Here is a 25141-nt window from a genome sequence, read left to right on the forward strand (position 1 = left end):
CTACAGAGTTTTTATTTGGGAACTCCGAGGTTTAATAAAAAAATAACCACGGAGTACACGAAGAGCACAGAGCTAGGTTGCTTTTGAGTAGATACAAAAGAGGTTGAAAATTTATAGGCCCAGCTAGGTAAAAATTTATAAAGGTAACTCTGTGAACTTTGAGCTCTCTGTGGTTAAATAAAAAAAAACTCAGGGTTATAGGGTTAAAAAATCAACCACGGAGTACACGGAAAGCACAGAGCTGGGTTGCTTTTGAGTAGAGATAAAAAGAGGTTTAAATTATACGCCCAGCTAGGTAAAAATTTATAAAGGTAACTCTGAGAACTTTGCGGCCTCTGTGGTTAAGTAAAAAAACGCAGGGGTTATAGGGTTAAAAAATCAACCACAGAGAACACGGAGAACACAGAGCTGGGTTGCTTTTTAACTGAGATAAAAAGAGAGGTTAAAAATAATAAGACCATAATATGCATATAGAAAACAAATTAGCCACCGAAGTAATTGGAGCCGCTATAAAGGTTCATAAATATTTAGGTCCTGGTTTGTTAGAATCTGCATATCAAGAATGTTTGTATTATGAGTTAAAGAAATCTGGTTTAAACGTTAAAAAAGAACAGAAATTACCTTTACTGTATGAAGATGTAGAATTAGATTGTGGTTATAAATTAGACATTCTGGTTGACAATAAACTTATTGTAGAAGTAAAAGCTGTAGCAGAAATAAATGATATACATTTAGCACAAATGTTAACTTATTTAAAGCTTTCGGAATGTAAGTTGGGTTTGCTTATTAATTTTAATGTTCTCTTATTAAAAAGCGGAATTAAAAGAGTAATTAACGATATAGAATAAAAGAGTAAACAAGAATGGGGATTAATAAATGTAATCTCTATAGTTTATAATAATATGGAAGAAAACAATTACGAAAACGAAGAAGTACTTCATAATGTAACGGCTATAAACGGCCTGTACGAGAACTGGTTCTTAGATTATGCTTCTTATGTAATTTTGGATAGGGCTGTACCTCATATTCATGATGGTTTGAAGCCTGTACAAAGACGTATTCTTCACTCTTTAAAAGAAATGGACGATGGTCGTTTTAACAAAGCGGCAAACGTGATTGGTAATACCATGAAATATCACCCTCATGGTGATGCTTCTATTGGCGATGCCATGGTCCAAATTGGTCAAAAAAATCTTTTAATTGATACCCAAGGAAACTGGGGAGACCCTATTACCGGAGATTCTGCAGCAGCTCCTCGTTACATAGAGGCCAGATTATCTAAGTTTGCCTTAGATGTTGTGTTTAATCCTGATACTACAGAATGGCAAGCTTCTTATGATGGTAGAAATAAAGAACCCGTTACGCTACCTGTAAAATTCCCGTTATTACTAGCGCAAGGCGCAGAGGGTATAGCAGTAGGTTTGGCTACCAAAGTTATGCCTCACAATTTTGTTGAGCTGATTGACGCTTCTATAGAGGTTTTAAAAGGAAACAGACCAGATATCCTTCCTGATTTTCAAACCGGTGGTATGGCAGATTTTTCTGCTTATAATGAAGGTCAACGCGGTGGTAAAATCAGGGTTCGAGCTAAAATTTCAGAGCTTGATAAAAAAACTTTAGTGATTACCGAAATCCCTTTCAGCACCACAACCATCGGCTTAATTGATAGTATTATCGCAGCTAATGATAAGGGAAAAATCAAAATCAAAAAAATAGAAGATAATACAGCTAAAGATGTAGAGATTTTGATTCATTTAGCGCCAGGTATCTCTCCAGATGTTACCATAGATGCTTTATACGCTTTTACAGCTTGTGAAACATCTATCTCGCCAAATACCTGTGTTATCAAAGGCGATAAGCCTCATTTTATGAGTGTAAATGATATTCTGATAGAGAGTACACATTACACCAAAAACCTATTAAAAAGGGAGTTAGAGATTAAATTGCATGATTTGCAAGAAAAGATTTTCTTTAGCTCGTTACTAAAAATATTCATTCAGGAGGGGATGTATAAACATCCTGAATATGAAAACTCATCAAATTTTGATGAAGTTGTAAAAGTATTACATCAACTTTTTGAACCATTTAAGTCATCTCTTTATAGAGAAATTTTAGCTGAAGATTTTAAAAGGTTAATTGATAAACCTATGAGTAGCATCACCCGCTTTGATGTTAAAAAAGCGGATGAGCAAATGGCGGCTTTAGAAAAAGACATCATCCAAATTAAAAAAAACTTAAAGCATCTTACAGATTTCGCTATTGATTATTTCCTAAAACTAAAAGAAAAGTACGGAAAAGATAGAGGTCGTAAAACAGAAATCAGAGCTTTTGACAAGGTAGAAGCCTCTCAAGTAGCTTTAGCAAATACCAAGTTTTATGTAAACCGTGAAGATGGTTTTGTAGGAACAGGCTTAAGAAAAGATGAATATGTATTTGATTGTTCTGATTTAGACGATATCATCGTTTTTAGAGAAGATGGTATCTGCTTGGTAACTAAAGTTCAAGATAAAACCTTCGTAGGGAAAGGTATTTTACACGTAGGTGTATTTAAAAAGAATGATGACCGTACCATTTATAACATGATTTATAAAGATGGTAAAACAGGCACATCTTACATGAAAAGATTTGCCGTTGGTGGCGTAACCAGAGATAAAGAGTATGATTTAACCAAAGGTAGCAAAGGTTCTAAGGTTTTATATTTTACGGCTAATCCTAACGGAGAGGCAGAAGTGGTCAATGTGGCTTTAAAGCCGATGTCTAAATTGCGTAAATTAAGTTTTGATTTAGATTTTGCCGAGACAGCCATTAAAGGAAGAGCCTCTCAAGGTAATATCGCAACCAAATATGCAGTAAAGAAAATCACTCTAAAATCTAAAGGAGTTTCTACCCTTGCCGGAAGAAGAATTTGGTTTGATGATGTAGTTAAACGTTTAAATGAAAATGGGCATGGACGTTTCTTAGGTGAGTTCCAAGCAGAAGATAAAATATTATGTGTTTTTGCTGATGGCAGCTACGAGCTTAGTAGTTTTGATTTAACTAACCATTTTGATGATAAAATGGTGAGGATGGAAAAGTTTAATCCAGAAGCTATCTATGCTGTTATCCATCAAGACGGAAAATCAAAAGTTTACTACATTAAACGCTTTAAATTTGAGGATATAGCCATAGGTAAAAGAATTGGTTTCATTAATGAAGAGCCTGGTTCTAAGATGATGATCATTACCAAAGCTCAACAACCCATAGTTAAAATAGAAGCTTTAAAAGGTAAAAGTCAGCTTTTTGATGAAAGCGAAGTTAATTTAGCAGAGCTGATAGATGTAAAAGGTATCAAAGCACAAGGCAATAAGTTAAGTCCGCATGATGTGCAAAAAGTTACTTTATTAACTGATGAGCTAGAAGAAGAAATAGAAGAAGAAAAGTCTGTAGCATCTTTAGAGGAAGATGAAACAGAAGGGTTAGAGCCTAATGCAACAGAAATAACTGATGAATCTGAAAAAGAAGAAAAGCAAGCCGAGCCATCAGAATCAAAACCTATTAAGAAAATAGATTTTGAAATTACCAATCCTGATGATATTGATATAGACGATAAAGGGCAGTTGGGATTGTTTTAACTATGTACATATACATATCTAAGAGGCTGTCTCAAAAATCATATTTGTCACATTGAGCGGACCTTTGTTGTCATCCTGAGGTCTAATATATTTCATATAAATCAATATTAAATGACGTGTTTAAGTAGTTCGATAGTCCTGCCCAAGCATTAACAACCGTTTACGCCCAATTCCGCCTTGGCGGTTGCGGCTTCTAGAGGATTAGCCTTAGTAGAACCTTTAGAAGCAAGCGGCGCAGCGGAGAGTTTATTCAATTAGCTTATTGTTTTTTAAAGGCTTTCATGTGTTCGCTACGCTCGGGTTTGGGTACTTTTTGCGGAAACATGCGAAGCATTCATGAAGGCCAAAATATAAAATCAATACTTTGAATAAAAGTACCTTGACATGGCCGGTCAAGAGGCCGGAAAGCCAGCGGGTGAATGCCTGATTTTTAAACATTTATAAAAAACGTCAATGGTAGCGGAGTCGAGTTGTCATCCTGAGCGGAGTCGAAGGAAAGAAAAAGGCTTCGACTCCGCTCAGCCTGACACAAAGTGATGATTTGAGACAGCCTTTTTTTGTTTGGATTAAATTTTGCTTAAAGCTTTTTAATGAACCAACAAACAAAAAGCTTTAGCCAATCTGTTCGGGGTAAAATTATCATAGCAGCATTTTTTGCTTGTATAGCTTTAGGTCTTGCATGGGCTACCAGTAAGTATGCGTTTAACAAAATGCTTAATTCTTTTGAAGATGTTGCCAAACCCGGCGAACGCTTAAGATTGGTAAATGAGCTTACTTTTAAAATCATTAGTTTAGACCAATTACAAAAAGCTCAAGCACTAAACAACCCGGGCGATTACAGTATTTTTTTAGAAGAAACCAAGCAATTAAGTTTAGGTATTGATAGCCTAAGCAAGCTTTATGTTAATGATTCTTTACAGCTTAGCCGTATCAAATCTATGAATGAGCTACTGAAAGAAAGAGACCGCTTATTCATCAATTACTTAAAAGTGAGAGAAGGGTTGCTTAATAACAACTCTTTTTCTAACCAAGTTGCAGAGTTAAACGCTTTGGTTAATGAATCATCCAAAGATCTGGATAGTTTAGTTTTACGTTCAGAAAAAAGAACACTAACCACTACCATAAAAGATGCTGATGGAAATAAGTCTACCGAAGAGCCTAAAACTTTCTTTGGTAAATTATTTGGCAAGAAAAAGACAGATAAAAGTAATCAGTCTTTCAATATCATGAATGAGGAACTTAATGTAAAAGTAGATACTTTAGCTTTATCACGTCAAGATAGTATTATCCAAAATGTGGAGAAAACCATTAGGCAATTAGAAGAAGTTCAACGCAAAAAAAGTGAAGTTTTTATTAATAGAGAAGCTATTTTAGCTAGTACCAGCGATTTACTCATCAATAAAATGTTAACCGTTTTACGTGAGGTAGAAAGCGAAGCTGTTAAGCAAATAGAAATCAACAATAAAGAAGCCCGTGAAGTGGTAAATGATAGCATCAAGCAAATCAGTATCATCATCATTGTTTTTTTCTTAGTCACGGTTATCTTACTTTATTTTATCCTTTCTGATATTGCAAAAAGCAACCAATACCGTAAAGATTTAGAGTTAGCTAAAGAAGAAGCCGAGTATCATAGTTTAGCAAAACAACGCTTTTTATCTAACATGAGCCATGAGATTAGAACACCTTTACAAGCTATTATTGGATATTCAGAGCTCATCAGAAAACAAGAAAATCCTCGTAAAAAGGATATTGAAGCTATATATCATTCATCAGAACATTTAATGCAAATTGTAAATGAGGTATTAGATTATAACCGTATTGTATCAGGAAAACTTACTTTCTCTCACGAAGTTTTTAATATGCAAAAACTTTTAACCGAGGTGCTTTCTGTGATGCACTTACAAGCGGAGAAAAAAGAACTTAAAATTGTTCAGGATTTTGATGTTAACGATGACTTATGGGTAGAAGGTGATGCTTTTAGGCTGAAACAAATTCTCTACAATTTGTTAAGCAATGCTATTAAATTTACTCATGCAGGCATGGTTAGCATTTCAGTATCTTATAAAAAGCAAGCTGATGATGTGCATTTTATGTTTGTTGTTGAAGATACCGGAATTGGAATGACTAAAGAAGAACTTAAGCTGATTTTTAACGAGTTCGAGCAAGCCAATAACCCCGAAAACAAGGAGATGAATAGGGCCGGTGCCGGGTTAGGACTAAGCATAGTTAAAGCCTTAGTGGAAAGTCAGGAAGGTAGAATACACGTGAAGAGCAGTCCTTCAAATGGAAGTTCATTTACTGTTTATTTAAAGTTTAAAGAGGTAAATAAGCCTCATGAGGGTAATATATTAGGGGTAAAAAACACTTTACTATCAACTGCTTTTAATGGCAAAATATGGGTGGTAGATGATGATCCATTCATTTTAGATCTATGTTCGCTAATTTTTGCTCATCATCAAATAGCATATCAATGTTTTTCATCGCCAGAAGAGGCTCTGGAAGCAAAAATTACTAATGATGTTAAGTTTATCTTTTTAGATATGCGTATGCCGGGTATGAACGGTATAACACTTTGTAAAAAATTAAAAGAAAAAATTCAACATCCAGAAGTATCGGTGTATGCTTTAACAGCTCAGGTTTTACCAGAAGAAAGAGCACAGGTTATAAATAGTGGTTTTGATGGCTTGCTGATGAAACCTTTTAAAGAAGAGCAATTGCTTTCCATTTTGTTAAATGGCAGCTTACCTACCGTTGATTTTGAAAATGAAAATCAGCCAGAATTTGATTTAACTGCTTTAGAGAAAATGACTTTTGGCGATTGGGAACAAACTGTAAATATCTTAAATCGGTTTGTTGAAGATTGTAGCCAAGATATAAAGATGCTAGAAAGTGATATTGAACAACAAAATTTAGAAGAAGCTAGTTTGGTAGCTCATCGTATTGCCGGACGTGTTGCACAAGTGGGTGCAAGGCCTTTAGCGGTATTGTTTAGAGAGCAAGAACTAGTTTTGCAACAAGCAGAAAAGTGGGATCACCAATTTAATGAAACTTTATTACATCTTATAAAGCAATTAAATTTATTGATAGACGAAATAGAGAAACTAAAAGCAAAAGCTTAATTTTTTAATCCCATAAAACTGTGTTTGATGGAATAAAAGTTTAACAAACAAAATCCACAAAATAGAAGCGTATGAAAGGGTAATAATCCAAAATCTCGATAAATAAAAGATAAGATCATCCCGCTCAGGAAATAAAAAGCTAAGAAAAATTCTACAAAAAATGATTTAGGTAAACTTTTCTTGATATAGATATTATCCATAAAGCCTTCTTTTTTATCGTTGATATTAAATTTTGGTGTTCTGATAAAATCAGATTTAAACCCGAAAATACCTTCTAAAACCGCTATAGCATTATGAAAACTCATGGCCATAGAGAATGATAAAAAAACAGGGAAAAGCTTTAAGAAGTTTAAAAAACTTGTTTTTTTAGAGAAATAAGATGTTGTGTAGAAAATAGCAACGATGATAAATCCGCCTACAAAAACAGTCATCAAATTAAAATATAAAATATCAATCAGATGCAAGTTCTTGATTACCAAAATAGGTAAGCTTAAAATACTTACTATAAATACCAATAAAAAGGCATAAGAGTTAAGCAAGTGTAAGGAGCCGAAAATTTTACGGGCAAGGCTTTCGTTGGATTGCCAAATTTGCGAAAGCATTTTTTTTGAGGTTTCTATAGCGCCTTTAGTCCAGCGATGCTGCTGAGATTTATAAGCGTTAAGTTCCATGGGTAGTTCTGCCGGAGTGCCAAACTCTTCTACATATTTAAACTTCCAGCCTTTTAGTTGTGCTCTATAACTTAAATCTAAATCTTCTGTTAAGGTATCATGTTGCCAGCCACCAGCTTCTACAATACAGGCTTTACGCCAAATACCAGCTGTACCATTAAAATTGATGAATAAATTCTGCTTATTTCTGCCTGTTTGTTCAACCGTAAAATGGCCATCTAAGCCAAAGCTTTGGATTTTTGTTAACAGAGAATAATCCTCATTTAAATGCTCCCACTTGCTTTGGACCATACCAAGCTCAGCCTCTTGAAAGTAAGGTACGAGCTTTTGTAAAAAGTCTTGTGGAGGAACAAAATCGGCATCAAAAATAGCTATTAATTCTCCAGAAGCTTGTTCTAAACCATATTGTAAAGCACCGGCTTTAAAACCAATATTTCTTGTTCTGGTAATATGTTTAATATTAAAACCAGCAGCTTGTTGTTCTTTGATAAGTTGAGCTGTTAAGGCCAAAGAATCGTCATTAGAATCATCCAACACTTGTATTTCTAATAGCGCTTTAGGATAATCTAACTCGCAAACACTTTTTATCAGTCGTTTTACAACATAAAGCTCATTAAACAAAGGTAATTGTATGGTTACTTTAGGTTGATGATGCCATGATGAAGCTTTAACCTCTTTTTTAGATGATTTGATATAATAATAAACCAGAAAAGCTTGACCTATACTAAATATAAAAATGGCTAATAAGCAAAAAGCATAAATGATTAAGATAGAATACTGTAGAAACATTTTGCTTTATAGATTTTTAAAAATCATCCAAATAATTTTATAACCAGCTAAAATAACACCTTTTACCGTTCCAGAAACCTTACTAACACCAATTCTTTTACGGTATTTAACTGGCACTTCAATACATCTTAAGCCTTGCTTAGCAGCTTTAATCTGCATCTCAACCGTCCAACCGTAGGTTTTGTCTTGCATGTTAATTTGTTGCAAATGTAACCATGTTATTGCTCTAAATGGTCCTAAGTCTGTAAATTTAACTCCATAAAACAGCCTGATTAATTTTGTAGCTAACCAATTGCCAAACTCTTGTGGAATAGTCATGGAGTTTTTTTCTTTTACGCCTAAAGCTCTGGAACCAATAACTAAGTCGGCTTGTTTTTTTAAAATCGGGTCAATAATAGCTGGAATTTCTTCGGGGTAGTCAGAAAAATCGCCGTCTAAAAAAACAACAATATCTTGTGGCTTAATATATTGGTTACTTAAGAAGTCTATACCTTTTAAACAAGCATATCCATAACCAGGACGGGGTTCATCAACAACCACAGCGCCAGCCATTTCTGCTTGTGTTTTTGTGTTATCTTTTGAGTTATTATTAGCCACAACAATAGTTTTAACAAATTCTTTAGGTATAGCTTGTATAACTTTAGCTATAGATTGTTCTTCATTATATGCCGGAATAATTACATATACATTAGTAGTTAGTGGAGACAATTCTTCTGGCATTGATATCTAAATAATTTTTTAATGATATTGAATAGCTAAGTCTTGAAAAAATCGTATTAAATATTTTAAAAAATATTTAACTTTAATTAGACTAATATTTACATTAGAATAAACTTAAACTTCCTCAAAATTACTAACAATTACGTTGGCAGGTGTAGAAAAGTTTTAGGGATGGTATGAAAAATACAAACTTTTAAAAAGCTTAAAATTATGGCTTGGTTCTGTTGTACCGTATCAAACGGTACACATGAAATTGTAATAGGCTTAAAGCTTTAAGCCTATTACGATGAATTTTTAAAGTTCTTTTCTTAATCGGGCAACAGGTATCCCCATTTGTTCACGATATTTTGCTACCGTTCTTCTAGCAATGTTATAACCTTTATCTTTTAAAATCTCAGTTAATTTTTCATCTGCTAAAGGCTTTCTTTTATTTTCATTACCAATACACTCTTCTAAAATTTTCTTTACTTCTTTATTAGATACCTCCTCGCCACTTTCTGTTTGTATCGCTTCTGAGAAGAAAGACTTTAGTAAATAAGTGCCAAATTCTGTTTGTACATATTTAGAATTAGCTACTCTAGACACCGTTGATATGTCCATACCTATTTTATCAGCAATATCTTTTAATATCATAGGTTTTAGGTAGCGCTCATCACCATCAGAAAGAAAATATTCATACTGGTAGTGCATAATAGCATTCATGGTTTTTAGCAAGGTTTGTTGTCTTTGCTTAATAGCATCAATGAACCATTTTGCCGAGTCTAACTTTTGCTTCACAAAATGAACAGCTTCCTTAAGCTTTTTATCTTTATCAGCAGTTTTTTCATAATGCTGAAACATTTCTTGGTAAGATTTGCTCACCCTCAGTTCTGGAGCGTTTTTAGAATTTAATGTAAGTGTAAGCACTCCATCATTCTTTGAAATATGAAAATCTGGGATAACCTGCATTTGCTTAAGGTTAGATACACCAGAATCTCCGGGTTTTGGGTTTAACTTCAAGATTTCGTTAATAACTTCTTTTAGTTCTTCAGAGGATAAGCCCAAAGATTTTTCTAATCTATCGTAATGTTTTTTGGTAAACTCGTCTAAATAATTTTCAACAATATTAATAGCTATTTCTATTGTTTTAGAAGAAGTGTCCTTTTTTCTGAGCTGTATGAGTAGACATTCTTGTAAATCTCTAGCACCTACACCCGGAGGATCAAAAGTTTGGATGACTTTTAGCATCTCCTCTGCTTCCTCATCTTCTGCCAAAACACTTTGTGAAAAAGCTAAATCATCAACCAAAGAAGGAATAGGTCTTCTTAAATATCCGTCATCATCCAAACTACCTATAATTTGTTGTGCAATTAGATATTCTTTATCCTCCAGCGGAATTAAATCGAGTTGGGCTTGTAAGTTTTCAAAAAAAGTGTTGTTTATAGCGATAGGAAGCTCTTTTTTATCTTCATCATCATCGTTACTATCATATCTACTTCCATAATCATTGATGTTATCATCTTGCAGATAATCATCAACATTAAATTCATCAAAATCATCATGAGCGTCGTCTGCTCTAAAATCTTCATCAGGGTCTTTATCCGGATATTCATCAATCGGCTCACTCATATCAGCTAAGCTAATATCCTCTAAAGCAGGGTTTTCTTCTAGTTCTTCTTTTATTCTGGTATCTAAAGCAACCGTAGGAACTTGTAACAGCTTGATAAACTGTATTTGCTGAGGAGATAATTTTTGTAATAATTTTTGTTGAAGATTTTGTTTAAGCATAATAATGTATCAGAAATGGCAAAGTTAAACAAAGCTGTCCGTAAAAACAGTACTAGTTTAATCATTATTTAAATGATAATTAAGTAGTTTTTTTTAGTTAATTGTTTTTTTTATAATTTCAATCATTATTAACAAAATTAAAACCAAAACTGATGGGAATAATAAAAGAATTTAAAGAATTTGCTGTTAAAGGTAACGTTATTGATTTGGCGGTTGGTGTGGTAATAGGTGCCGCTTTTGGGAAAATTGTAAGTTCATTAGTGGATGATGTGATTACACCTGCAATTTTAACACCTGCTTTAAGTGCTGCAAATTTAACGGAGCTTAGTCAATTAGTAATACCAGGTACGGCAATTAAATATGGTAACTTTTTATCGCAGGTTATAGCGTTTATTATTGTGGCCTTTGTACTTTTTATGATTATAAAAGGGGTTAATAAGATCAATAAAAAAGATAAGGAAGCAGCTCCGGCAGCACCTCCAGCACCAAGTAAAGAGGAAATATTATTAACAGAAATAAGAGATTTATTAAAATCAAAATAAGAGCTCATATATTTTAATTTATTTCTATTTAGGTTTTGATTTATAGAAAAACAAGTCTATATTTGCACTCTTATTTTATAGAGCGAAATTATTATTATATATAATCATGAAAAGAACATTCCAGCCTTCTCAAAGAAAAAGAAGAAACAAGCATGGTTTCAGAGAAAGAATGTCTACTGCAAATGGTAGAAGAGTATTAGCATCTAGAAGAGCTAAAGGCAGAAAAAGATTAACAGTTTCTGACGAGCGTCGTCATAAAGCATAATTTTAATTGCATTCATTACCTTTTTAAGGTGAATGTATAATCCGATGTCTCTATATTTACTAATCGGGTTTATGCAATGAAAAATTTTCAATTTACAAAAGAAGAACGATTGTGTAGTAAAAAACTCTTAGCAGAGCTTTTTGACAATGGTTCTTCTTTTTTGTTTTACCCTTTCCGGATAACTTGGCAAATTAATCAAGAGCCGCAAAAATATCCTGTACAAATTGTTATCTCTGTTCCTAAAAAGAGATTTAAGAAAAGTGTTGATAGAAATCTTATCAAGAGAAGAATCAAAGAGGCTTATAGATTACAAAAATCTGCTTCCTTGTATCCTTTTTTACAAACTCAGCAAAAGCAGCTTTTAGTGGCATTTCATTATGTTGGGAAAGAGCTACTAGATTACTCTTATATTTATCAGAAGCTGTCATTAGCTTTAATTAATCTAGAAAAGCAAATGGTTAAGTAATGGGATTTATCAGACAAATATTTTCATTGCTGTTTTTGTTGCTGATAAAACTTTATCAATATTTGCTGTCTCCTTTATTAGGTGCATCATGTAGGTTTACACCTACTTGCTCTCAGTATGGTATTGATGCAATTAAAAAATATGGTCCTTTTAAAGGGATGTGGTTAACTTTAAATAGAATTAGGAAGTGTCACCCTTGGGGGGGGCATGGGCATGATCCGGTACCTTAAACAATATGGCACTTATTTTACATATAGAAACAGCTACCAGCACTTGCTCTGTTGCTTTGGCAGAGGGCGGTGTTTTTTTGGATAAAATAGAACGTACTGAGGCTAATATACATGCAGCCTCTTTAACCGTTTTTATTGATGAGTTGTTAAAAAGGAATCAAAAAAGTTTTAAAGAGCTTAATGCTATAGCCGTTAGCATGGGGCCGGGTTCTTATACAGGTTTGAGGATAGGTGTATCTACCGCTAAAGGCTTATGTTTTGCTTTGGATATTCCGTTAATTGCTATCAATACTTTAACAGCAATGGCTAATGGATTTATTAAAAAATGCTATTCTGTAAACGGAAATACTATTTTTTGCCCCATGATAGATGCCAGAAGGATGGAGGTATATACGGCTTTTTATAATAAAGACGTAGAGGTTTTAAAAGATACAGAAGCTGTAATTGTAGATGAAAATTCTTTTAAGGCTATTTTAGATACTTATATTGTTTACTTTTTTGGTGATGGAGCACCTAAATGCGATGAGGTTTTAGGTAAATATACAAATGCCAGAATAATGGATGATTTTTCCAATTCTGCCGAAGATTTAATAGAACCAGCTTATGAGAAATTTAAAGAAAGCGCTTTTGAAGATGTAGCCTATTTTGAACCTTACTATCTAAAGGATTACGTAGCTGGAAAGAAAAAAGCTTAATTTCTTCTTTTACCTGCTTTTTTACTGTTTCTTGCTGCTTCTTTTCTTACAGCTCTTCTTTCTTTATTGCTTAATCGATATACAAAGCCCGTTTCTTCGTCATTTAAGCCATCAACAAAATCTGCCATTCCATCACTTTGAACTTTTCTGCCAAACTTGATATTAAGGCCCATAAAAATATTCATTTGTGTGGGGCTTTTACCAATATTACCATCTTTACTTATCATACCTTTGGTGAAATAGTAGCTAGGAAGAAGTTTTTCGGAGCCTAAATAAAACTCGGTACTTATAGATTGTAACATCAATAAACCACCAATTTGTAAACCATCAGGTTTTTCATAAGTGGTATTGATAGCAATATTAAAAGCACCTTTTTTAAAATTGTTAAGTAAAGCTAGCTGGGTACTCCGGCCATCAATATATTGCGTAGCCACAAAAACAGGTCTGTAAAAACCAAAATTTCTGGAAGCTGCAATTTGTAAATGAGCAGGTAAAAAGCTATTAAATTTCTCTAAACTGGCATTTCTCACAATCATCTCGGTAAGTTCTGTCCTGATATTACCATTAGGTTTAATTTCCCCTATTTTGGTTGGTACCAAAGTATCACTAAAAGTAGAATAAACAGCATTTTTATGCCATCTGATAAAGCCTAAATCTTTTAAATGCGCTGTAACATAAATACCATTTTTAAAAGTATAAGAACTACCAAGGGTAAGGGCTAATCCCGGATTTTTGAAATTAGGTAGCAGGTTTTTTATCTTTATAGTATCTGCACCTAAATTAGAACGATAAGTACCATTAAAATAAGCTTCATAACCATCATCTAAAGGGGTAATAGCCGATTCTTGAATATTAATTTTATGATAAGTTGTGCCACTTAAAAAGCTTAATTTAGCACCAAAAGCAAGTTTTTTATTATAATTTTCTCGGTAAGTTAAACCAAATTGCCAGAAAGATTGGTTTAATGTATTGCTATTGAAAACACCTGGAAAGGGATCATTGAAATTTTCGTAGCTATCTAAAAATGCAAATAAAGCATTGGGTAATTGGGTCTGACCAATATTTCTAAATTGTATAGATGCCCCAATCTCTCTTTGATATGTTAGACTTTTAAATAATTTAAACATAGCCAGGTAAGCATTGATATTACCTGATAATTGATTTTGATTGTTGGCTGCTAATAATGGACCGCCCTTGATACTGTCTCTATTAAAAATATAAGATTTTAAACTGGTTTCTATATCTCCTTTAAAACGTAGTTGCGCACCAAAGGTGGGGAACAAAAAGCTTACTGCGTATTTGCTACTAAGTTCTGGAGTAAAAGCGGTATTTACAGGGTTTTCAAAAGAATCAAATACAGTTTTAGAATGTATAAGCGATGTTTCCTGAGCTTTAGCTGCTAAACAAGTTAATGATATAAAGCTTATAAACACCCAGATTCTCATGATTAAATTTATCTAAAAATATGGGTTAAATAAAGTTTATTTTAACAAGGAGTCTAAAAGTAAAGAGTCTGCCTGTGTATTTGTATCTTCTAGCTCAGGAATTTTACTCATATAAAGGTTTGTAAAAAATTTATCCTTATCGGCACTAAATTGTACCGATATACCGTAAATATTTTTCCATCCAAAATTATCACTCTTAAATTGTTGATTTACTTTACTGTTTAAATAAGATTTTATAACAGCTTTAGCATTACTATTATGTAAAAAATAAAAAATATTTCCTTGGTTTGATAAATATTGCTGAAACTGCAAATTTCTATCTGTTCTGCTTAAGAAATTTTGCTCCTCATAGTTTTGAAGAAAACCATGAAGTGCCTGCATGCTGTTAGAAACCAGCAAATGATTTTCAATTATAGCATAATAAGGTCTTCTAAAGCCTTTAAAAGGATCACCTAAATGGTAGTAGAGGATATCAGAATCATCAAATCTTGATATTTTTGAATTGATAGGTGTACTAATGGTTGATAAAATAAAAGATAGTCTCCCGGTATTATTAGTTTTAATGATACCAATTTTATTTCCAGATGCTACTTGTATACATCCAAACTCTTTACCTAACACCAGCGGAAATTCTTTCTCTATATTGATAGAGTGTCTTTGAGAGATATTTTGGAGTTGGCTATTCTTTTTGTTACGCTCTTTTCTTTTCTCAAATAAGGCGTTTAAATCCTGTTGAAAAGTTTGCTGATTTGAAACCAAGTAAAAGAGGTAAGAAGCTGCATCAAAAGGAACTAAATCTAAAAGTGTACATTTTCCTGATTGTTGGTTTAAAAATAAAGCTGGATAGCTACCTTTTTGTTCTAGCTCTGTTATTCCGCTAAACATAAAAGCATTTTTTTGGTAATTGATGTTTAAGCTAGAAAATGCTGGAAACGTTTTTAAATTCTCTGTTTCTGCGGGTTTGTCTTTTTTAGAAAATCCAGCTAAAAAAGGAGCTAAGTTTGGGTAATTGATATATAAGTTGGCAATAGCATTCTTATTTCTTACCGAGCTAAAACTCTCGCCTTTAAAGAATTTTTGTTTTTTATTTGAGCTTTCTAAAAGAGCTTTTTGAACAAGATTTTCGTTAAAACTACCTATCCAAACATTTTTTGCCAATGTAAAGTAGAATTTGCTTTGGTTATTAAATGTGAGGGTATAACTTGTAGTTTTGTTTAGAACTTTTTCTTCTATTTTAAACTTTTGCTTTAAATTCTGGATACTTTCTTGGCTACTTTCTAGTTGTTTATTATTTAAAGGAGCAATAATTAATACATCGGCTTGGTTTTTAGCTGTTTGGTGTACAGAAAAGTAAAGTTCTGATGTAGATAAAGCATCGTTAAAACTTGTATTATCAATAAAAGTATTTTTAAGTGCTGTTAAGTGTTTACTGATATTCTGTCCTAAAACAGCTTCAAAAAGTGTGAAATCTTTAAAAATATCATAAAAAGAAGTTTCATTCTTATATTCAAAAATTAGAGAAGCATCTGCGGGTATCGTGTTAAAAGCTTTTTCTGTAGTACTTTCAGACGAAGAAATATTATTAAAATACAGCCATGCAGTAGCAAAAGCGGCAATTATAAGCAAGCTAATCGTGATTATTATTTTTCTCATTTTATATTTCCTCTCAACAAAAATAGATTTTTGTATTGAAGCACCGAAAATTGATTGCATCTTTATTAAATTAGCAATTTACACTGCGGGTTTATGAACAAAAGAATTATCATCACAGCAGCTTTTTTTGGAGCTTTAGCCGTAATTTTAGGTGCCTTTGGTGCTCATGCGTTAAAAAAAATATTATCTGTAGATAGCCTTGATGTCTGGCATACTGCTGTTCAGTATCATTTCTATCATACGTTTGCATTATTATTTTTAAGTACTTTTGCCAGGTATAAAAATGCTCTTATAAATTTTTCTTCATACTGTTTTACCGGGGGTATTTTACTATTTAGTGGCTCTTTATACATCTTATCTTTAAAAGATTATATGGGCTGGGATGGCGCTTCTTTTCTTGGTCCGGTTACACCCATTGGCGGCTTATTGTTTATTTTGGGTTGGTTAAGTTTATTATTAGCAGCCTTCAGAGATAAATGATAGATTTTGATCATCACACCTCCAGAAAAACCTTATTTGCTGAGGTAATTTTACCTTTGGCAATATCTAAGTTTTATACTTACCGAGTTCCGTTTGAATTAAATGATGAACTAGCTATAGGGAAGAGGGCTGTAGTGCAGTTTGGAAAGAGTAAGATTTATACCGCTATTGTTGCTTCTATTACAGATAAAGCGCCAGTGGCTTATGAAGCCAAATACCTGATTGATATTATTGATGACCAGCCCATCATCACCCAAAAACAATTAAAACTATGGGATTGGATTGCCGAATACTATTTATGTTTTACTGGCGAGGTTATGGCTGCTGCTTTGCCTTCTGCACTAAAATTAGCCAGCGAAACAAAAATTATTCTGAGTCATGAAGAAAACATAGATAAAAGCAACCTTAATGATAAGGAATACATTGTTGTGGATGCTCTTGAAATCCAAAACGAGCTTAGCCTACAAGAAATTGCTAAAATACTAGGTCAGAAAACTATATTTCCCATCATAAAAAGCTTGCTAGATAAGCGAATTGTTTTTATCTCAGAAGAAATAAACGAAAAATTTAAACCTAAAACGGTTAAGCATCTTCGTTTAAATAGTTTTTATGATGACAAAGAACATCTGAAGGCATTGTTTGAAATTCTTGAAAAATCGCCAAAGCAATTAGATGCTTTATTAGCTTATTTGAAACTTCAAAAAGAGCAATTAAAAATCACTAGAGCTACACTTACAGAAGCTAGTGGAGCTAGCTCAGCTGTGATAAAAGCTTTAATAGATAAAGGAATTTTTGAGGTTAAAGAAGAAACTGTCAGTCGTTTTAGTTTTGATGATGAAGAAAATACCAATGATTTTATTTTAAGTGAACCTCAGCAAAAAGCTTTTGATGAAATCAGGCAATCTTTTAAAGAAAGGCCTGTTACACTTTTGCATGGTATTACCTCTTCTGGTAAGACTCAACTGTATATCCGTTTAATGGAAGAGTACTTAGCCTTAGGTAAACAAGTGCTTTATTTGCTTCCAGAAATAGCTTTAACAGCGCAAATAGTAGAACGCTTAAAGTTTCATTTTGGAAATCAGATTGTGGTTTACCATAGTAAATTTAATGATAATGAAAGAGCTGAAATTTGGCAAAAAGTTTTAAAAAATGAAGCTAAAATCATTTTAGGAGCTCGCTCTTCCTTATTTCTTCCTTTTACAGATTTAGGTTTCATCATTGTGGATGAAGAGCATGAGGCCAGTTATAAACAGTACGACCCAGCACCACGCTACCATGCCAGAGATGTTGCTATTGTTTTGGCTAATATTTATCAAGCTAAAGTTTTGTTAGGCTCTGCTACACCATCTTTAGAAAGTTATTTTAATGCAACTACTCAACAAAAATATGGTTTGGTTAGGTTAGATGTTCGCTACAGTGGAGTTAACTTACCTGAAATTGAAGTGGTAAGTATCACGGAAGAAAAGGCTCGTAAAACCATAAAAGAGAATTTTACAAGCGTACTTTTAGATCGTATACAAGAAGCTATAAAAGTTAAAGAGCAAGTTATTTTGTTTCAAAACCGTAGAGGTTATGTACCTATTTTAATTTGCAAAACTTGTGGTAATACACCCAAGTGCATCAATTGCGATGTCAGCTTAACCTATCATAAAGCATCGGGCAAATTACATTGCCATTATTGTGGTTATAGAGAAGATAATATTACCGAGTGTCCGGCTTGTGGTTCTAAGCATATCGAGTATAAAGGCTTAGGTACTGAAAAAGTAGAGGATGATTTACAAGTATTACTTCCTGATTTAAAAATTGGTCGTTTAGACTACGATACTACGAGAAATAAAAATGCCCATCAACATATCATCAATGATTTTGAAGAGAAGCGTTTGGATGTTCTGGTTGGTACACAAATGGTTGCAAAAGGTTTGGATTTTGATAATGTAACCACTATAGGCGTTATCAATGCCGATAGTATGCTACAGTTTCCTGATTTTAGGGCTTATGAGCGTAGTTTTCAAATGTTATCACAAGTTGCAGGTAGAGCCGGAAGAAGAGAAAAGCAAGGTAAAGTAATTATTCAAACTTATGATACCAAAAACCGGGTGATACAGCAAATTGTGAATAATGATTATGAAGCCATGTACAGGCATGAGATTTTAGAAAGAAAGCAGTTTAAATATCCTCCTTTTTACCGTTTAATTCATATCGATATTAAACATAAAGATTTTTCTAAAAACCAACAAATTGCAGAAGGTTTTGCCAGAGAATTAAAGAAAACTTTGGGCGATTTGGTTATTGGTCCTCAAACACCGCTTATTGGGCGTATCCGCAACTACTATATCCAAACTATTATTTTAAAGATAGATTTACAACATCAATCTATACCTAAAATAAAAGAGTATTTGAGAAAGGAAATTAGCAATTTTGATGCTAATAAACTCAATAAGGGAAGCTATCTGGTGGTTAATGTAGACCCTTATTGATGTCCAAAATTATATTGCAAACTTAGCATACTTAAAGGTAGGTTATTAAAACCCCATCTTCTAAAATTAGCAATGGAAGTTGTTCTATTACCGTCGTTTAAAGTTTTAGTTTCTCTATCATTAGAGTAAAGTATATCTAAACCAGCTTCTGCACTAATGGTAAATTTTGATTTTAATAAATTTACTTTTACACCAATTAAGGGATGAATAAGCGCTCCATTTTTTTCAACAATAACATCATATAAAAGTGCATTGTTACTAACATTGTTGGCAATACCATCAAAATAAATTCTTCTATATCCTAAATCTAAGCCATAAAAAGGTTGGAAAACACCATAAATAAGGCTACGTTCAAAACCAGCTTTTAAAGTAAAATCAGAAAAATTACCGTTTACGGTTTCACAATCTTGACAAACATTTTTAAAGCTATAATCATTGTTAGTATACTTAGAACCTATAAACCTATAGCTGATTTGGTTATCATTAAATTTAAATACAATACCATTTAAATAGGATGGTGTAAAGCTTTCAGCGCTTCTTACTTCATTCATTAATTTAGGGAAATCACCAAAACTAGCGGCTTTGATACCCACACTATAGCTATAATTGTTCTGTGACTGAGAAAATGCTTGAAAGTAAAATATAATACCTACAGTTAAGAGTAATATTTTTTTCATTTTGTTGGCTGAAAAATTTTTACAAGTATAAAACTTATTTTCCTCTTCCTTGCATAACAATTAGAATTGTGTAGCATAAAATCTTAAAGTCTAACGCCAGAGATCTATTTTCTACATAAATAATATCGAAAGTAAGCCTTTTAATCATTTGCTCTACATTTTCTGCATAGCCAAACTTCACTTGTCCCCATGAGGTTATACCAGGTAAAACTTTATGCAAGTAATGGTAATGAGGTGCTTTTTTTTCTATTTGTTTAATGTAAAAAGCTCGTTCAGGACGTGGTCCAACCAAAGACATTTCTCCTTTTAAAATGTTAAAAAACTGAGGTAATTCGTCTAATCTCGTTTTTCTCAAAATTTTACCTACTCTGGTAACTCGTGGGTCGTTAGATTTTGATAAAGAAGGTCCTTTTTCTTCCGCATCTATAAACATGCTTCTAAACTTGTATATGTTAAATGGTTTCCCATCTTTTCCAATTCTTTCTTGATGATAAATACCAGGACCTTCACTATCTAGTTTAATCATGATATAAATGATGATAAACAAAGGAGCTAAGAAAAACAGTACTGTTATAGCGATTGTATAATCTAATATTTTTTTAAAGCTTCTTTGCCAAAAAGGCATGTGGTCTGGATGTAAAGTAATTAAAGGGATAGAAAAAAGATAATTTAGCTTTACAAAGCCCGACAGGATTTCATAAATATCAGGTATGATATTGATAATAACTGCTGTTTGTTCTAATTGATTTAAAATATCTTTAAGTTGATGATGCTGATTGGTTTCTATAGCAATAATAACTTCCTCTATCTGATAGTTTTCGATGATAACTTTAATGTCATCAAAAGAGCCTAGTTTTGGTAGCTTTACCATTGTGGTATTTTCCTCATCTCGTAAACCAACATAACCTAAAATATGAAACCCTAAATTTTTAGGCTGAGATTTAATATCTGCCAAAATCTGTCTAGCTTTTTTATTATTACCAATTAAAATGGTATTAAAGCTTATTTTTCCTTTACGTATTTGTCTTTTTATCCAGGTATGAAATAGCAATCTGCCAAAGCCCATGATAAAAAAATGTGTCAATCCAAAGTTTAAAGCTGCTTGAATGTTGTTACTATTATTTTTAAATAATAGAATATATAACAGAGTGATGATGATAGATTGATTAAATGTCCTGATAACTTCTTTAAATCTGGATTTTCTAGTGAATTGGGCATAAGTACCCGTAAAAGCATAAATTGAAAGAAGTATAAATAAGGAAATAAATACTATCAAGTTGTTTTTAATCAACAAACTTTCTGTAAAAAAGATAAAAATGAGAGCAAGAAGAGCATCAAGAAAGATAAAAAGTAAAAGTTTTTTTTGTTTAAGCATTGATGTTCTGCTACTTGTGTATTTTATCATTAAAAGTGAAGAAGTAAAGCTAATAAAATTGCTTTAAATTCGTTTCAGATTCTATTTTTGTAGCAAATGGGATATAAATTTGTAGATAATTATCGCGAAAAGGGCGCAAGGAAGAAACTAGTAGAAGAACTAAGAAAAAAAGGTATTTCTGATGAGCAAGTATTAAAAGCCATTGGTACTGTAAAAAGACATTATTTCTTTGATGAAACTTTCTGGAACCAAGCTTATTTAGATAAAGCATTTCCTATTGGTGAAGGGCAAACTATTTCTAACCCCTATACGGTAGCTTACCAAAGCGAATTATTACATATTAAAAAAGGAGATAAAGTTTTAGAGATTGGTACAGGTTGCGGTTATCAAACCTGTGTCTTGTTAGAGTTGGGTGCTAAAGTTTATACCATAGAGAGACAAGAAAAACTATTTGAAAGAACCAGACAAGTATTGCCTCACATTGGTTATCAGGCCGAGTTTTTTCTTGGCGATGGGTCTAAAGGTATTGCAGAGCATGCCCCTTACGATAAAATTATTGTAACAGCAGGTGCTCCTTTAGTTCCACAAATTTTATTAAAGCAATTAAAGATAGGAGGTATTTTGGTAATACCCGTAGGGGATGAAAAAAGCCAAAAAATGGTAACTGTACTACGCGTTTCTGAAAATGACTTTGATAAAATTGTATTAGATACTTTCAGATTTGTACCCTTATTAGGAGACCAAGCATGGTAAATAGAGCTGTTTGATGTTTAACTAACTAATAACTAACTCCCAAGCTATCGGGACTAACAACCTAACCAACTAACAATCTAAGCACCTACACAAACTTCTTCTTCACCATATCTAACTCTCTCTTTACGTCTCTTTCTTTGATAGCATCACGTTTATCAAAAGCTTTTTTACCTTGGGCCAAGGCTATTTCCATTTTAGCAAAGCCTCTTTCGTTAATGAAAATGCGTAAAGGAATAATGGTAAGACCTTTATCTTCGCCTTTAACTAATAACTTTTTGATTTCCTTTTTATTGAGTAAAAGTTTTCGGTCTCTTTTAGCTTCGTGGTTGTAAAAAGAACCATGAGAATATTCGGCTATATCCATATTTCTCACATACAGCTCGTTATTGATGAAAGAACAAAAAGAATCGCCAATATTTGCTTTTCCTTGTCTGATAGATTTAATCTCGGTACCTAAAAGTTTAATGCCAGCAACAAATTTTTCAAGAATGCTATATTCAAAAGTGGCTTTCTTGTTTCTGATGTTTACACTGGATGTTATTTTATTAGACATACTGCGAATATCGTGAAAAAATTGAGTAATTGAAGTTTTAACAGGGTTACTTCCTAGTTAGTTTTTAAAATTTGAAGGAGTTTATCGCGACTTAAATATTCAAACCACCGACTTTTAACAGCGAAATGACTATCTAAAATAAGTGTTACCGGCGGTATAAATTGTTTTTCTTTAGCGCCAAGCAATAGGGCCAGCTCATGAAATTGAGATTTTTTATGAAAGGTTTTTCCATCAAAATGGACCGGTGTTTTAGTTTCTGCATCAAACTTAACTGCATAATAATGTTGGCTTATTTCTTTAATGATAGCCACTTTTGAATAAACTTCTTTATCCATTTTTTTGCAGTAAACACACCAATCAGTATAAAAACTAATGATAACAGGTTTAGGTTTAATTTTTAAGGAATCATCTAATTGCTCAAAACTTAGCCATGTAATTTCCTGAGCCACTCCAGACTTTATCATCCCTAAGCAAAAAAATACCACGAGCAAAAACCTCAGCATATTACAAACTCCTAAATTTCAAGCCTAAATAAAATGTTCTTGGTCTGGCTGGTCCGTAAACATAATCAGAGTCTCTGGTAGGCCCTGTATCAAAATCTTTTTGGAAACTATTAAATATATTTTGAACGCCTAAACTGCAATCTATCATCAAGTTTTTTAGCTTAAACTGATAGGTGTTTTTTAAATTTAATTCTAAAAAACTAGGGGTTTTAACCAATAGAGGTAATCCATCAGCATTGATAACTCTGGCAGCGCTCATATTTCCGGTATAAACAGCACTGATATCAAAACTTAATTTTTGGGTAGCCTTGTAATTACTATTAAAGTAGCCATAGCTACGTGGTGTTCTTAAAAACTCGGTAATACTAACCTTTGTATTTGCTAGATCATTAGGATTATCGTAAATAACCTGAGCATTGTTGTAAGCAGTTTTTTGCCAAGTTCCACCAGCTTGTAGGTTAAACTTAGCAGAAGGCACAATATTAAGCTCGAAATTTGCACCACTAACATAAGCACCTTCGCCATTACTTACTTCTTCTAAAATAGTTCCGTTCCCTAAAGAAGCACCTGTATTGATGGTTACAAACTGGTTTTTTAAAGTGGTGTAAAAACCTTCTGTTAAGAAACTTACTTGGGTATTGCCCCAAGTACAAGCATAACTTAAAGAGGCCGTAAAGGCATCAGAAAATTCGGTTTTTAAGTTTTCTGATAGTATCACAAACCTTTGCTCGCCAGCTACAGATGATATGTGCATATCTTCATTAAAAGCCTGCGGAGCTCTAAAACCTCGGGCATAGCCACCTCTGAACTGCCAATCTTCATTAAATTTATACAAAAGCGTAAAACGCGGACTCAATACACCTTTTCTAAGGTTTGAGTTGCGGAATATATTTTGTAAAGTATAATTCCCATTTACATGTGTGATATCGTACCTGCTACCTAACAAAGCGGTTAGTTTCTCGTTTGGCTTCCATTCGTACTGGGCATATAAACCAAAAGTGGTTAAAGATTGATCTATAATTCTGTTGTAGCCAGCAATTTCATCATCTACTTGGTTATGTTGTAGTTCTGCACCCATTACAAAAACAGATGTATTTTCTAGATTTTTGGTAAACTGTAAGCCTCCAACAAAAGAAATATCATCTGTAAAACCATAGGCATTATTAGCTCTGGTGCTATCTGCCGCGGTATAACTACCGCCTAAACCACCATAATAGCTGTTTCTTTTTCCTTTTTGTGTTGATATATAAGCAGAGTATTTATTCTTTAGATTTTTACTGTACTGGTCAAAAGTTAAACCTCCTAATAAAATGTTATGGTCTAGCTGCTCCGTAATATCTGTAAATTGTGGTGCCAGATGAAGGCGGTCTCCACCTCTTCTAAATTCTTTTATAGCGCTAAAATCTAGCGTAAGCCTACTTCTATCGCTAGGTTTTAAAAAAGCTTTTCCTCCAAAGGTATTATTCTCCATCCGGGTGATTTCTGTAAAACCATCTGAATTGGCGTCAAATGGAGAGCGATCTCTAAACATCCCATAAAATGTAGCGCCACTTTTTAAATCTTCTGCGGCAATGCTACCATTAAAATTTATTACATGGTCTGGCTCTCTGCTATTGATTAAAGCTATGTTAGAACCTATTTCCCACGAGTTTAAAATGGGGTCTTTGGTAATGATATTAATGGTGCCAGCAATGGCATTAGACCCAAAAAGTGCCGAGCCACCGCTTCTTACCACTTCCACACGCTCTATCATACTGGTGGGTATTTGGTCCAATCCGTAAACACTACTTAAAGCGCTAAAAATTGGTCGGCTATTGATTAAAACTTGTGAATATGCGCCTTCTAAGCCATTTAATCTTACTTGGGTAAACCCGCAATTTTGACAATTATTTTCTAATCTTACACCGGGCTGGTAATTTAAACCTTCTGATAAACTTAAAGATTGCGTAGCGTTAAAAAGTTTAGCACCAATAACATTTACCACAACTGGAGCCTCTTTTCTAGATACACCATATCGGGTAGCACTTACCACCACTTCATTTAAGCCTAAATCATCGTTATTAAGCTGTATTTCTAACGATATATTTTCATCCGGTTTAACCGAAATAGATTTTTTATAATTTTTATAACCCAATAAGCTTACGCTGATGTGATGCTCGCCTGGAGTAACATCTTTAAAATGAAATACACCTAAGCTATCGGTTATTTGATAATTTAAATTCTTATCTAACTTAACAATAGCTTGTTTTACAGGCATACCCGAAGCAAAAACCCTCCCATAAATATTGGCTTTTTGAGCTAAAAGCGCTATCGGAGATAGTAAAAATATTAGAATGAATAGATTTTTCAT

General features: G+C 33.2%; 21 protein-coding genes. 11 read left to right on the forward strand and 10 right to left on the reverse strand.

Features of this window, described 5'->3' with window-relative positions:
• Window positions 1–464: 464 nt before the first annotated feature.
• The 3 genes from H510_RS0108985 to H510_RS0109000 all read left to right on the forward strand — a co-directional run bounded on the left by H510_RS0108985 (window position 465) and on the right by H510_RS0109000 (window position 6730).
• Window positions 465–848 carry a GxxExxY protein gene (locus H510_RS0108985; RefSeq protein ID WP_026904019.1) on the forward strand — a complete coding sequence of 128 codons (384 nt, stop codon included), beginning with the start codon at window positions 465–467 and terminating at the stop codon, window positions 846–848.
• A 54-nt stretch (window positions 849–902) separates the two neighbouring features.
• Window positions 903–3611, forward strand: a complete 2709-nt coding sequence (locus H510_RS0108990) for a DNA gyrase/topoisomerase IV subunit A (protein WP_026904020.1) — start codon at window positions 903–905, stop codon at window positions 3609–3611.
• 590 nt (window positions 3612–4201) lie between these two features.
• A complete protein-coding gene (locus H510_RS0109000) occupies window positions 4202–6730 on the forward strand; it encodes an ATP-binding response regulator (RefSeq protein ID WP_026904021.1) in 2529 nt (842 codons plus the stop codon).
• Here H510_RS0109000 and H510_RS0109005 read toward each other — a convergent pair.
• The 3 genes from H510_RS0109005 to rpoN form a co-directional block, all read right to left on the reverse strand.
• A complete protein-coding gene (locus H510_RS0109005; RefSeq protein ID WP_026904022.1) occupies window positions 6727–8190 on the reverse strand; it encodes a cellulose synthase family protein in 1464 nt (487 codons plus the stop codon). The two genes, H510_RS0109000 and H510_RS0109005, sit on opposite strands and share 4 nt — an antisense overlap.
• 6 nt (window positions 8191–8196) lie before the next feature.
• Window positions 8197–8910 (reverse strand): glycosyltransferase family 2 protein, encoded by a 714-nt coding sequence (locus H510_RS0109010; RefSeq protein ID WP_026904023.1) that lies wholly within the window; start codon window positions 8908–8910, stop codon window positions 8197–8199.
• Between the two features lie 294 nt (window positions 8911–9204).
• The gene (gene rpoN, locus H510_RS0109015; protein ID WP_026904024.1) at window positions 9205–10677 is read right to left on the reverse strand and encodes an RNA polymerase factor sigma-54; all 1473 of its coding nucleotides are present in this window, start codon (window positions 10675–10677) and stop codon (window positions 9205–9207) included.
• Between the two features lie 152 nt (window positions 10678–10829).
• On the opposite strand from rpoN, the gene mscL reads away from it, so the two are divergent.
• The 5 genes from mscL (at window position 10830) to tsaB (ending at window position 12875) form a co-directional block, all read left to right on the forward strand.
• The gene (gene mscL, locus H510_RS0109020) at window positions 10830–11219 is read left to right on the forward strand and encodes a large-conductance mechanosensitive channel protein MscL (protein ID WP_026904025.1); all 390 of its coding nucleotides are present in this window, start codon (window positions 10830–10832) and stop codon (window positions 11217–11219) included.
• A 106-nt stretch (window positions 11220–11325) separates the two neighbouring features.
• Window positions 11326–11484 (forward strand): 50S ribosomal protein L34, encoded by a 159-nt coding sequence (rpmH, locus tag H510_RS0109025; protein ID WP_017258626.1) that lies wholly within the window; start codon window positions 11326–11328, stop codon window positions 11482–11484.
• Between the two features lie 76 nt (window positions 11485–11560).
• Window positions 11561–11950, forward strand: coding sequence for a ribonuclease P protein component (locus H510_RS0109030; protein ID WP_026904026.1), 390 nt, complete (start codon window positions 11561–11563; stop codon window positions 11948–11950).
• Window positions 11950–12180, forward strand: a complete 231-nt coding sequence (gene yidD / locus H510_RS0109035) for a membrane protein insertion efficiency factor YidD (protein ID WP_026904027.1) — start codon at window positions 11950–11952, stop codon at window positions 12178–12180. Before H510_RS0109030 ends, yidD begins: the two co-directional genes overlap by 1 nt.
• A 5-nt stretch (window positions 12181–12185) precedes the next feature.
• Window positions 12186–12875, forward strand: coding sequence for a tRNA (adenosine(37)-N6)-threonylcarbamoyltransferase complex dimerization subunit type 1 TsaB (gene tsaB / locus H510_RS0109040; RefSeq protein WP_026904028.1), 690 nt, complete (start codon window positions 12186–12188; stop codon window positions 12873–12875).
• On the opposite strand, the gene H510_RS0109045 is transcribed toward tsaB, so the two are convergent.
• Both H510_RS0109045 and H510_RS0109050 read right to left on the reverse strand, forming a co-directional pair.
• Window positions 12872–14320, reverse strand: coding sequence for a DUF5723 family protein (locus H510_RS0109045; protein WP_026904029.1), 1449 nt, complete (start codon window positions 14318–14320; stop codon window positions 12872–12874). The two genes, tsaB and H510_RS0109045, sit on opposite strands and share 4 nt — an antisense overlap.
• A gap of 36 nt (window positions 14321–14356) precedes the next feature.
• Window positions 14357–15973 (reverse strand): hypothetical protein, encoded by a 1617-nt coding sequence (locus tag H510_RS0109050; protein WP_026904030.1) that lies wholly within the window; start codon window positions 15971–15973, stop codon window positions 14357–14359.
• Between the two features lie 93 nt (window positions 15974–16066).
• Between H510_RS0109050 and H510_RS0109055 the strand changes: the two genes are divergently transcribed.
• Together H510_RS0109055 and priA are read left to right on the forward strand one after the other, a co-directional pair.
• On the forward strand, window positions 16067–16453 hold the full coding sequence (locus H510_RS0109055) for a DUF423 domain-containing protein (protein WP_026904031.1): 387 nt from the start codon (window positions 16067–16069) through the stop codon (window positions 16451–16453).
• A complete protein-coding gene (gene priA / locus H510_RS0109060; RefSeq protein ID WP_026904032.1) occupies window positions 16450–18930 on the forward strand; it encodes a replication restart helicase PriA in 2481 nt (826 codons plus the stop codon). Before H510_RS0109055 ends, priA begins: the two co-directional genes overlap by 4 nt.
• Here the strand turns inward: priA and H510_RS18580 are convergent.
• Together H510_RS18580 and H510_RS18585 are read right to left on the reverse strand one after the other, a co-directional pair.
• A complete protein-coding gene (locus tag H510_RS18580) occupies window positions 18924–19607 on the reverse strand; it encodes a hypothetical protein (protein ID WP_155977909.1) in 684 nt (227 codons plus the stop codon). The two genes, priA and H510_RS18580, sit on opposite strands and share 7 nt — an antisense overlap.
• A gap of 34 nt (window positions 19608–19641) precedes the next feature.
• A complete protein-coding gene (locus H510_RS18585) occupies window positions 19642–21012 on the reverse strand; it encodes an exopolysaccharide biosynthesis polyprenyl glycosylphosphotransferase (protein ID WP_081659242.1) in 1371 nt (456 codons plus the stop codon).
• Window positions 21013–21078: 66 nt separating this feature from the next.
• On the opposite strand from H510_RS18585, the gene H510_RS0109075 reads away from it, so the two are divergent.
• Window positions 21079–21735, forward strand: coding sequence for a protein-L-isoaspartate(D-aspartate) O-methyltransferase (locus tag H510_RS0109075; protein WP_026904033.1), 657 nt, complete (start codon window positions 21079–21081; stop codon window positions 21733–21735).
• Window positions 21736–21820: 85 nt separating this feature from the next.
• Here the strand turns inward: H510_RS0109075 and smpB are convergent, their stop codons facing one another.
• Genes smpB through H510_RS0109090 form a run of 3 tightly spaced genes read right to left on the reverse strand, consistent with a single transcriptional unit; the run spans window position 21821 to window position 25141 of the window.
• Window positions 21821–22288: an SsrA-binding protein SmpB gene (gene smpB / locus H510_RS0109080; RefSeq protein ID WP_036692420.1), complete on the reverse strand. Its 468-nt coding sequence runs from the start codon at window positions 22286–22288 to the stop codon at window positions 21821–21823.
• Window positions 22289–22341: 53 nt separating this feature from the next.
• Window positions 22342–22791, reverse strand: coding sequence for a thioredoxin fold domain-containing protein (locus H510_RS0109085; RefSeq protein WP_026904035.1), 450 nt, complete (start codon window positions 22789–22791; stop codon window positions 22342–22344).
• Window position 22792: 1 nt separating this feature from the next.
• Window positions 22793–25141: a TonB-dependent receptor gene (locus H510_RS0109090; protein WP_026904036.1), complete on the reverse strand. Its 2349-nt coding sequence runs from the start codon at window positions 25139–25141 to the stop codon at window positions 22793–22795.

Source organism: Pedobacter glucosidilyticus DSM 23534 (assembly GCF_000425145.1).
Classification (GTDB): domain Bacteria; phylum Bacteroidota; class Bacteroidia; order Sphingobacteriales; family Sphingobacteriaceae; genus Pseudopedobacter; species Pseudopedobacter glucosidilyticus.

Coding starts and splice junctions, on each gene's coding strand:
- H510_RS0108985 (WP_026904019.1), top strand. CDS start 465: ATGCATATAGAAAACAAATTAGCCACCGAAGTAATTGGAGCCGCTATA.
- H510_RS0108990 (WP_026904020.1), top strand. CDS start 903: ATGGAAGAAAACAATTACGAAAACGAAGAAGTACTTCATAATGTAACG.
- H510_RS0109000 (WP_026904021.1), top strand. CDS start 4,202: ATGAACCAACAAACAAAAAGCTTTAGCCAATCTGTTCGGGGTAAAATT.
- H510_RS0109005 (WP_026904022.1), bottom strand. CDS start 8,190: ATGTTTCTACAGTATTCTATCTTAATCATTTATGCTTTTTGCTTATTA.
- H510_RS0109010 (WP_026904023.1), bottom strand. CDS start 8,910: ATGCCAGAAGAATTGTCTCCACTAACTACTAATGTATATGTAATTATT.
- rpoN (WP_026904024.1), bottom strand. CDS start 10,677: ATGCTTAAACAAAATCTTCAACAAAAATTATTACAAAAATTATCTCCT.
- mscL (WP_026904025.1), top strand. CDS start 10,830: ATGGGAATAATAAAAGAATTTAAAGAATTTGCTGTTAAAGGTAACGTT.
- rpmH (WP_017258626.1), top strand. CDS start 11,326: ATGAAAAGAACATTCCAGCCTTCTCAAAGAAAAAGAAGAAACAAGCAT.
- H510_RS0109030 (WP_026904026.1), top strand. CDS start 11,561: ATGAAAAATTTTCAATTTACAAAAGAAGAACGATTGTGTAGTAAAAAA.
- yidD (WP_026904027.1), top strand. CDS start 11,950: ATGGGATTTATCAGACAAATATTTTCATTGCTGTTTTTGTTGCTGATA.
- tsaB (WP_026904028.1), top strand. CDS start 12,186: ATGGCACTTATTTTACATATAGAAACAGCTACCAGCACTTGCTCTGTT.
- H510_RS0109045 (WP_026904029.1), bottom strand. CDS start 14,320: ATGAGAATCTGGGTGTTTATAAGCTTTATATCATTAACTTGTTTAGCA.
- H510_RS0109050 (WP_026904030.1), bottom strand. CDS start 15,973: ATGAGAAAAATAATAATCACGATTAGCTTGCTTATAATTGCCGCTTTT.
- H510_RS0109055 (WP_026904031.1), top strand. CDS start 16,067: ATGAACAAAAGAATTATCATCACAGCAGCTTTTTTTGGAGCTTTAGCC.
- priA (WP_026904032.1), top strand. CDS start 16,450: ATGATAGATTTTGATCATCACACCTCCAGAAAAACCTTATTTGCTGAG.
- H510_RS18580 (WP_155977909.1), bottom strand. CDS start 19,607: ATGAAAAAAATATTACTCTTAACTGTAGGTATTATATTTTACTTTCAA.
- H510_RS18585 (WP_081659242.1), bottom strand. CDS start 21,012: ATGATAAAATACACAAGTAGCAGAACATCAATGCTTAAACAAAAAAAA.
- H510_RS0109075 (WP_026904033.1), top strand. CDS start 21,079: ATGGGATATAAATTTGTAGATAATTATCGCGAAAAGGGCGCAAGGAAG.
- smpB (WP_036692420.1), bottom strand. CDS start 22,288: ATGTCTAATAAAATAACATCCAGTGTAAACATCAGAAACAAGAAAGCC.
- H510_RS0109085 (WP_026904035.1), bottom strand. CDS start 22,791: ATGCTGAGGTTTTTGCTCGTGGTATTTTTTTGCTTAGGGATGATAAAG.
- H510_RS0109090 (WP_026904036.1), bottom strand. CDS start 25,141: ATGAAAAATCTATTCATTCTAATATTTTTACTATCTCCGATAGCGCTT.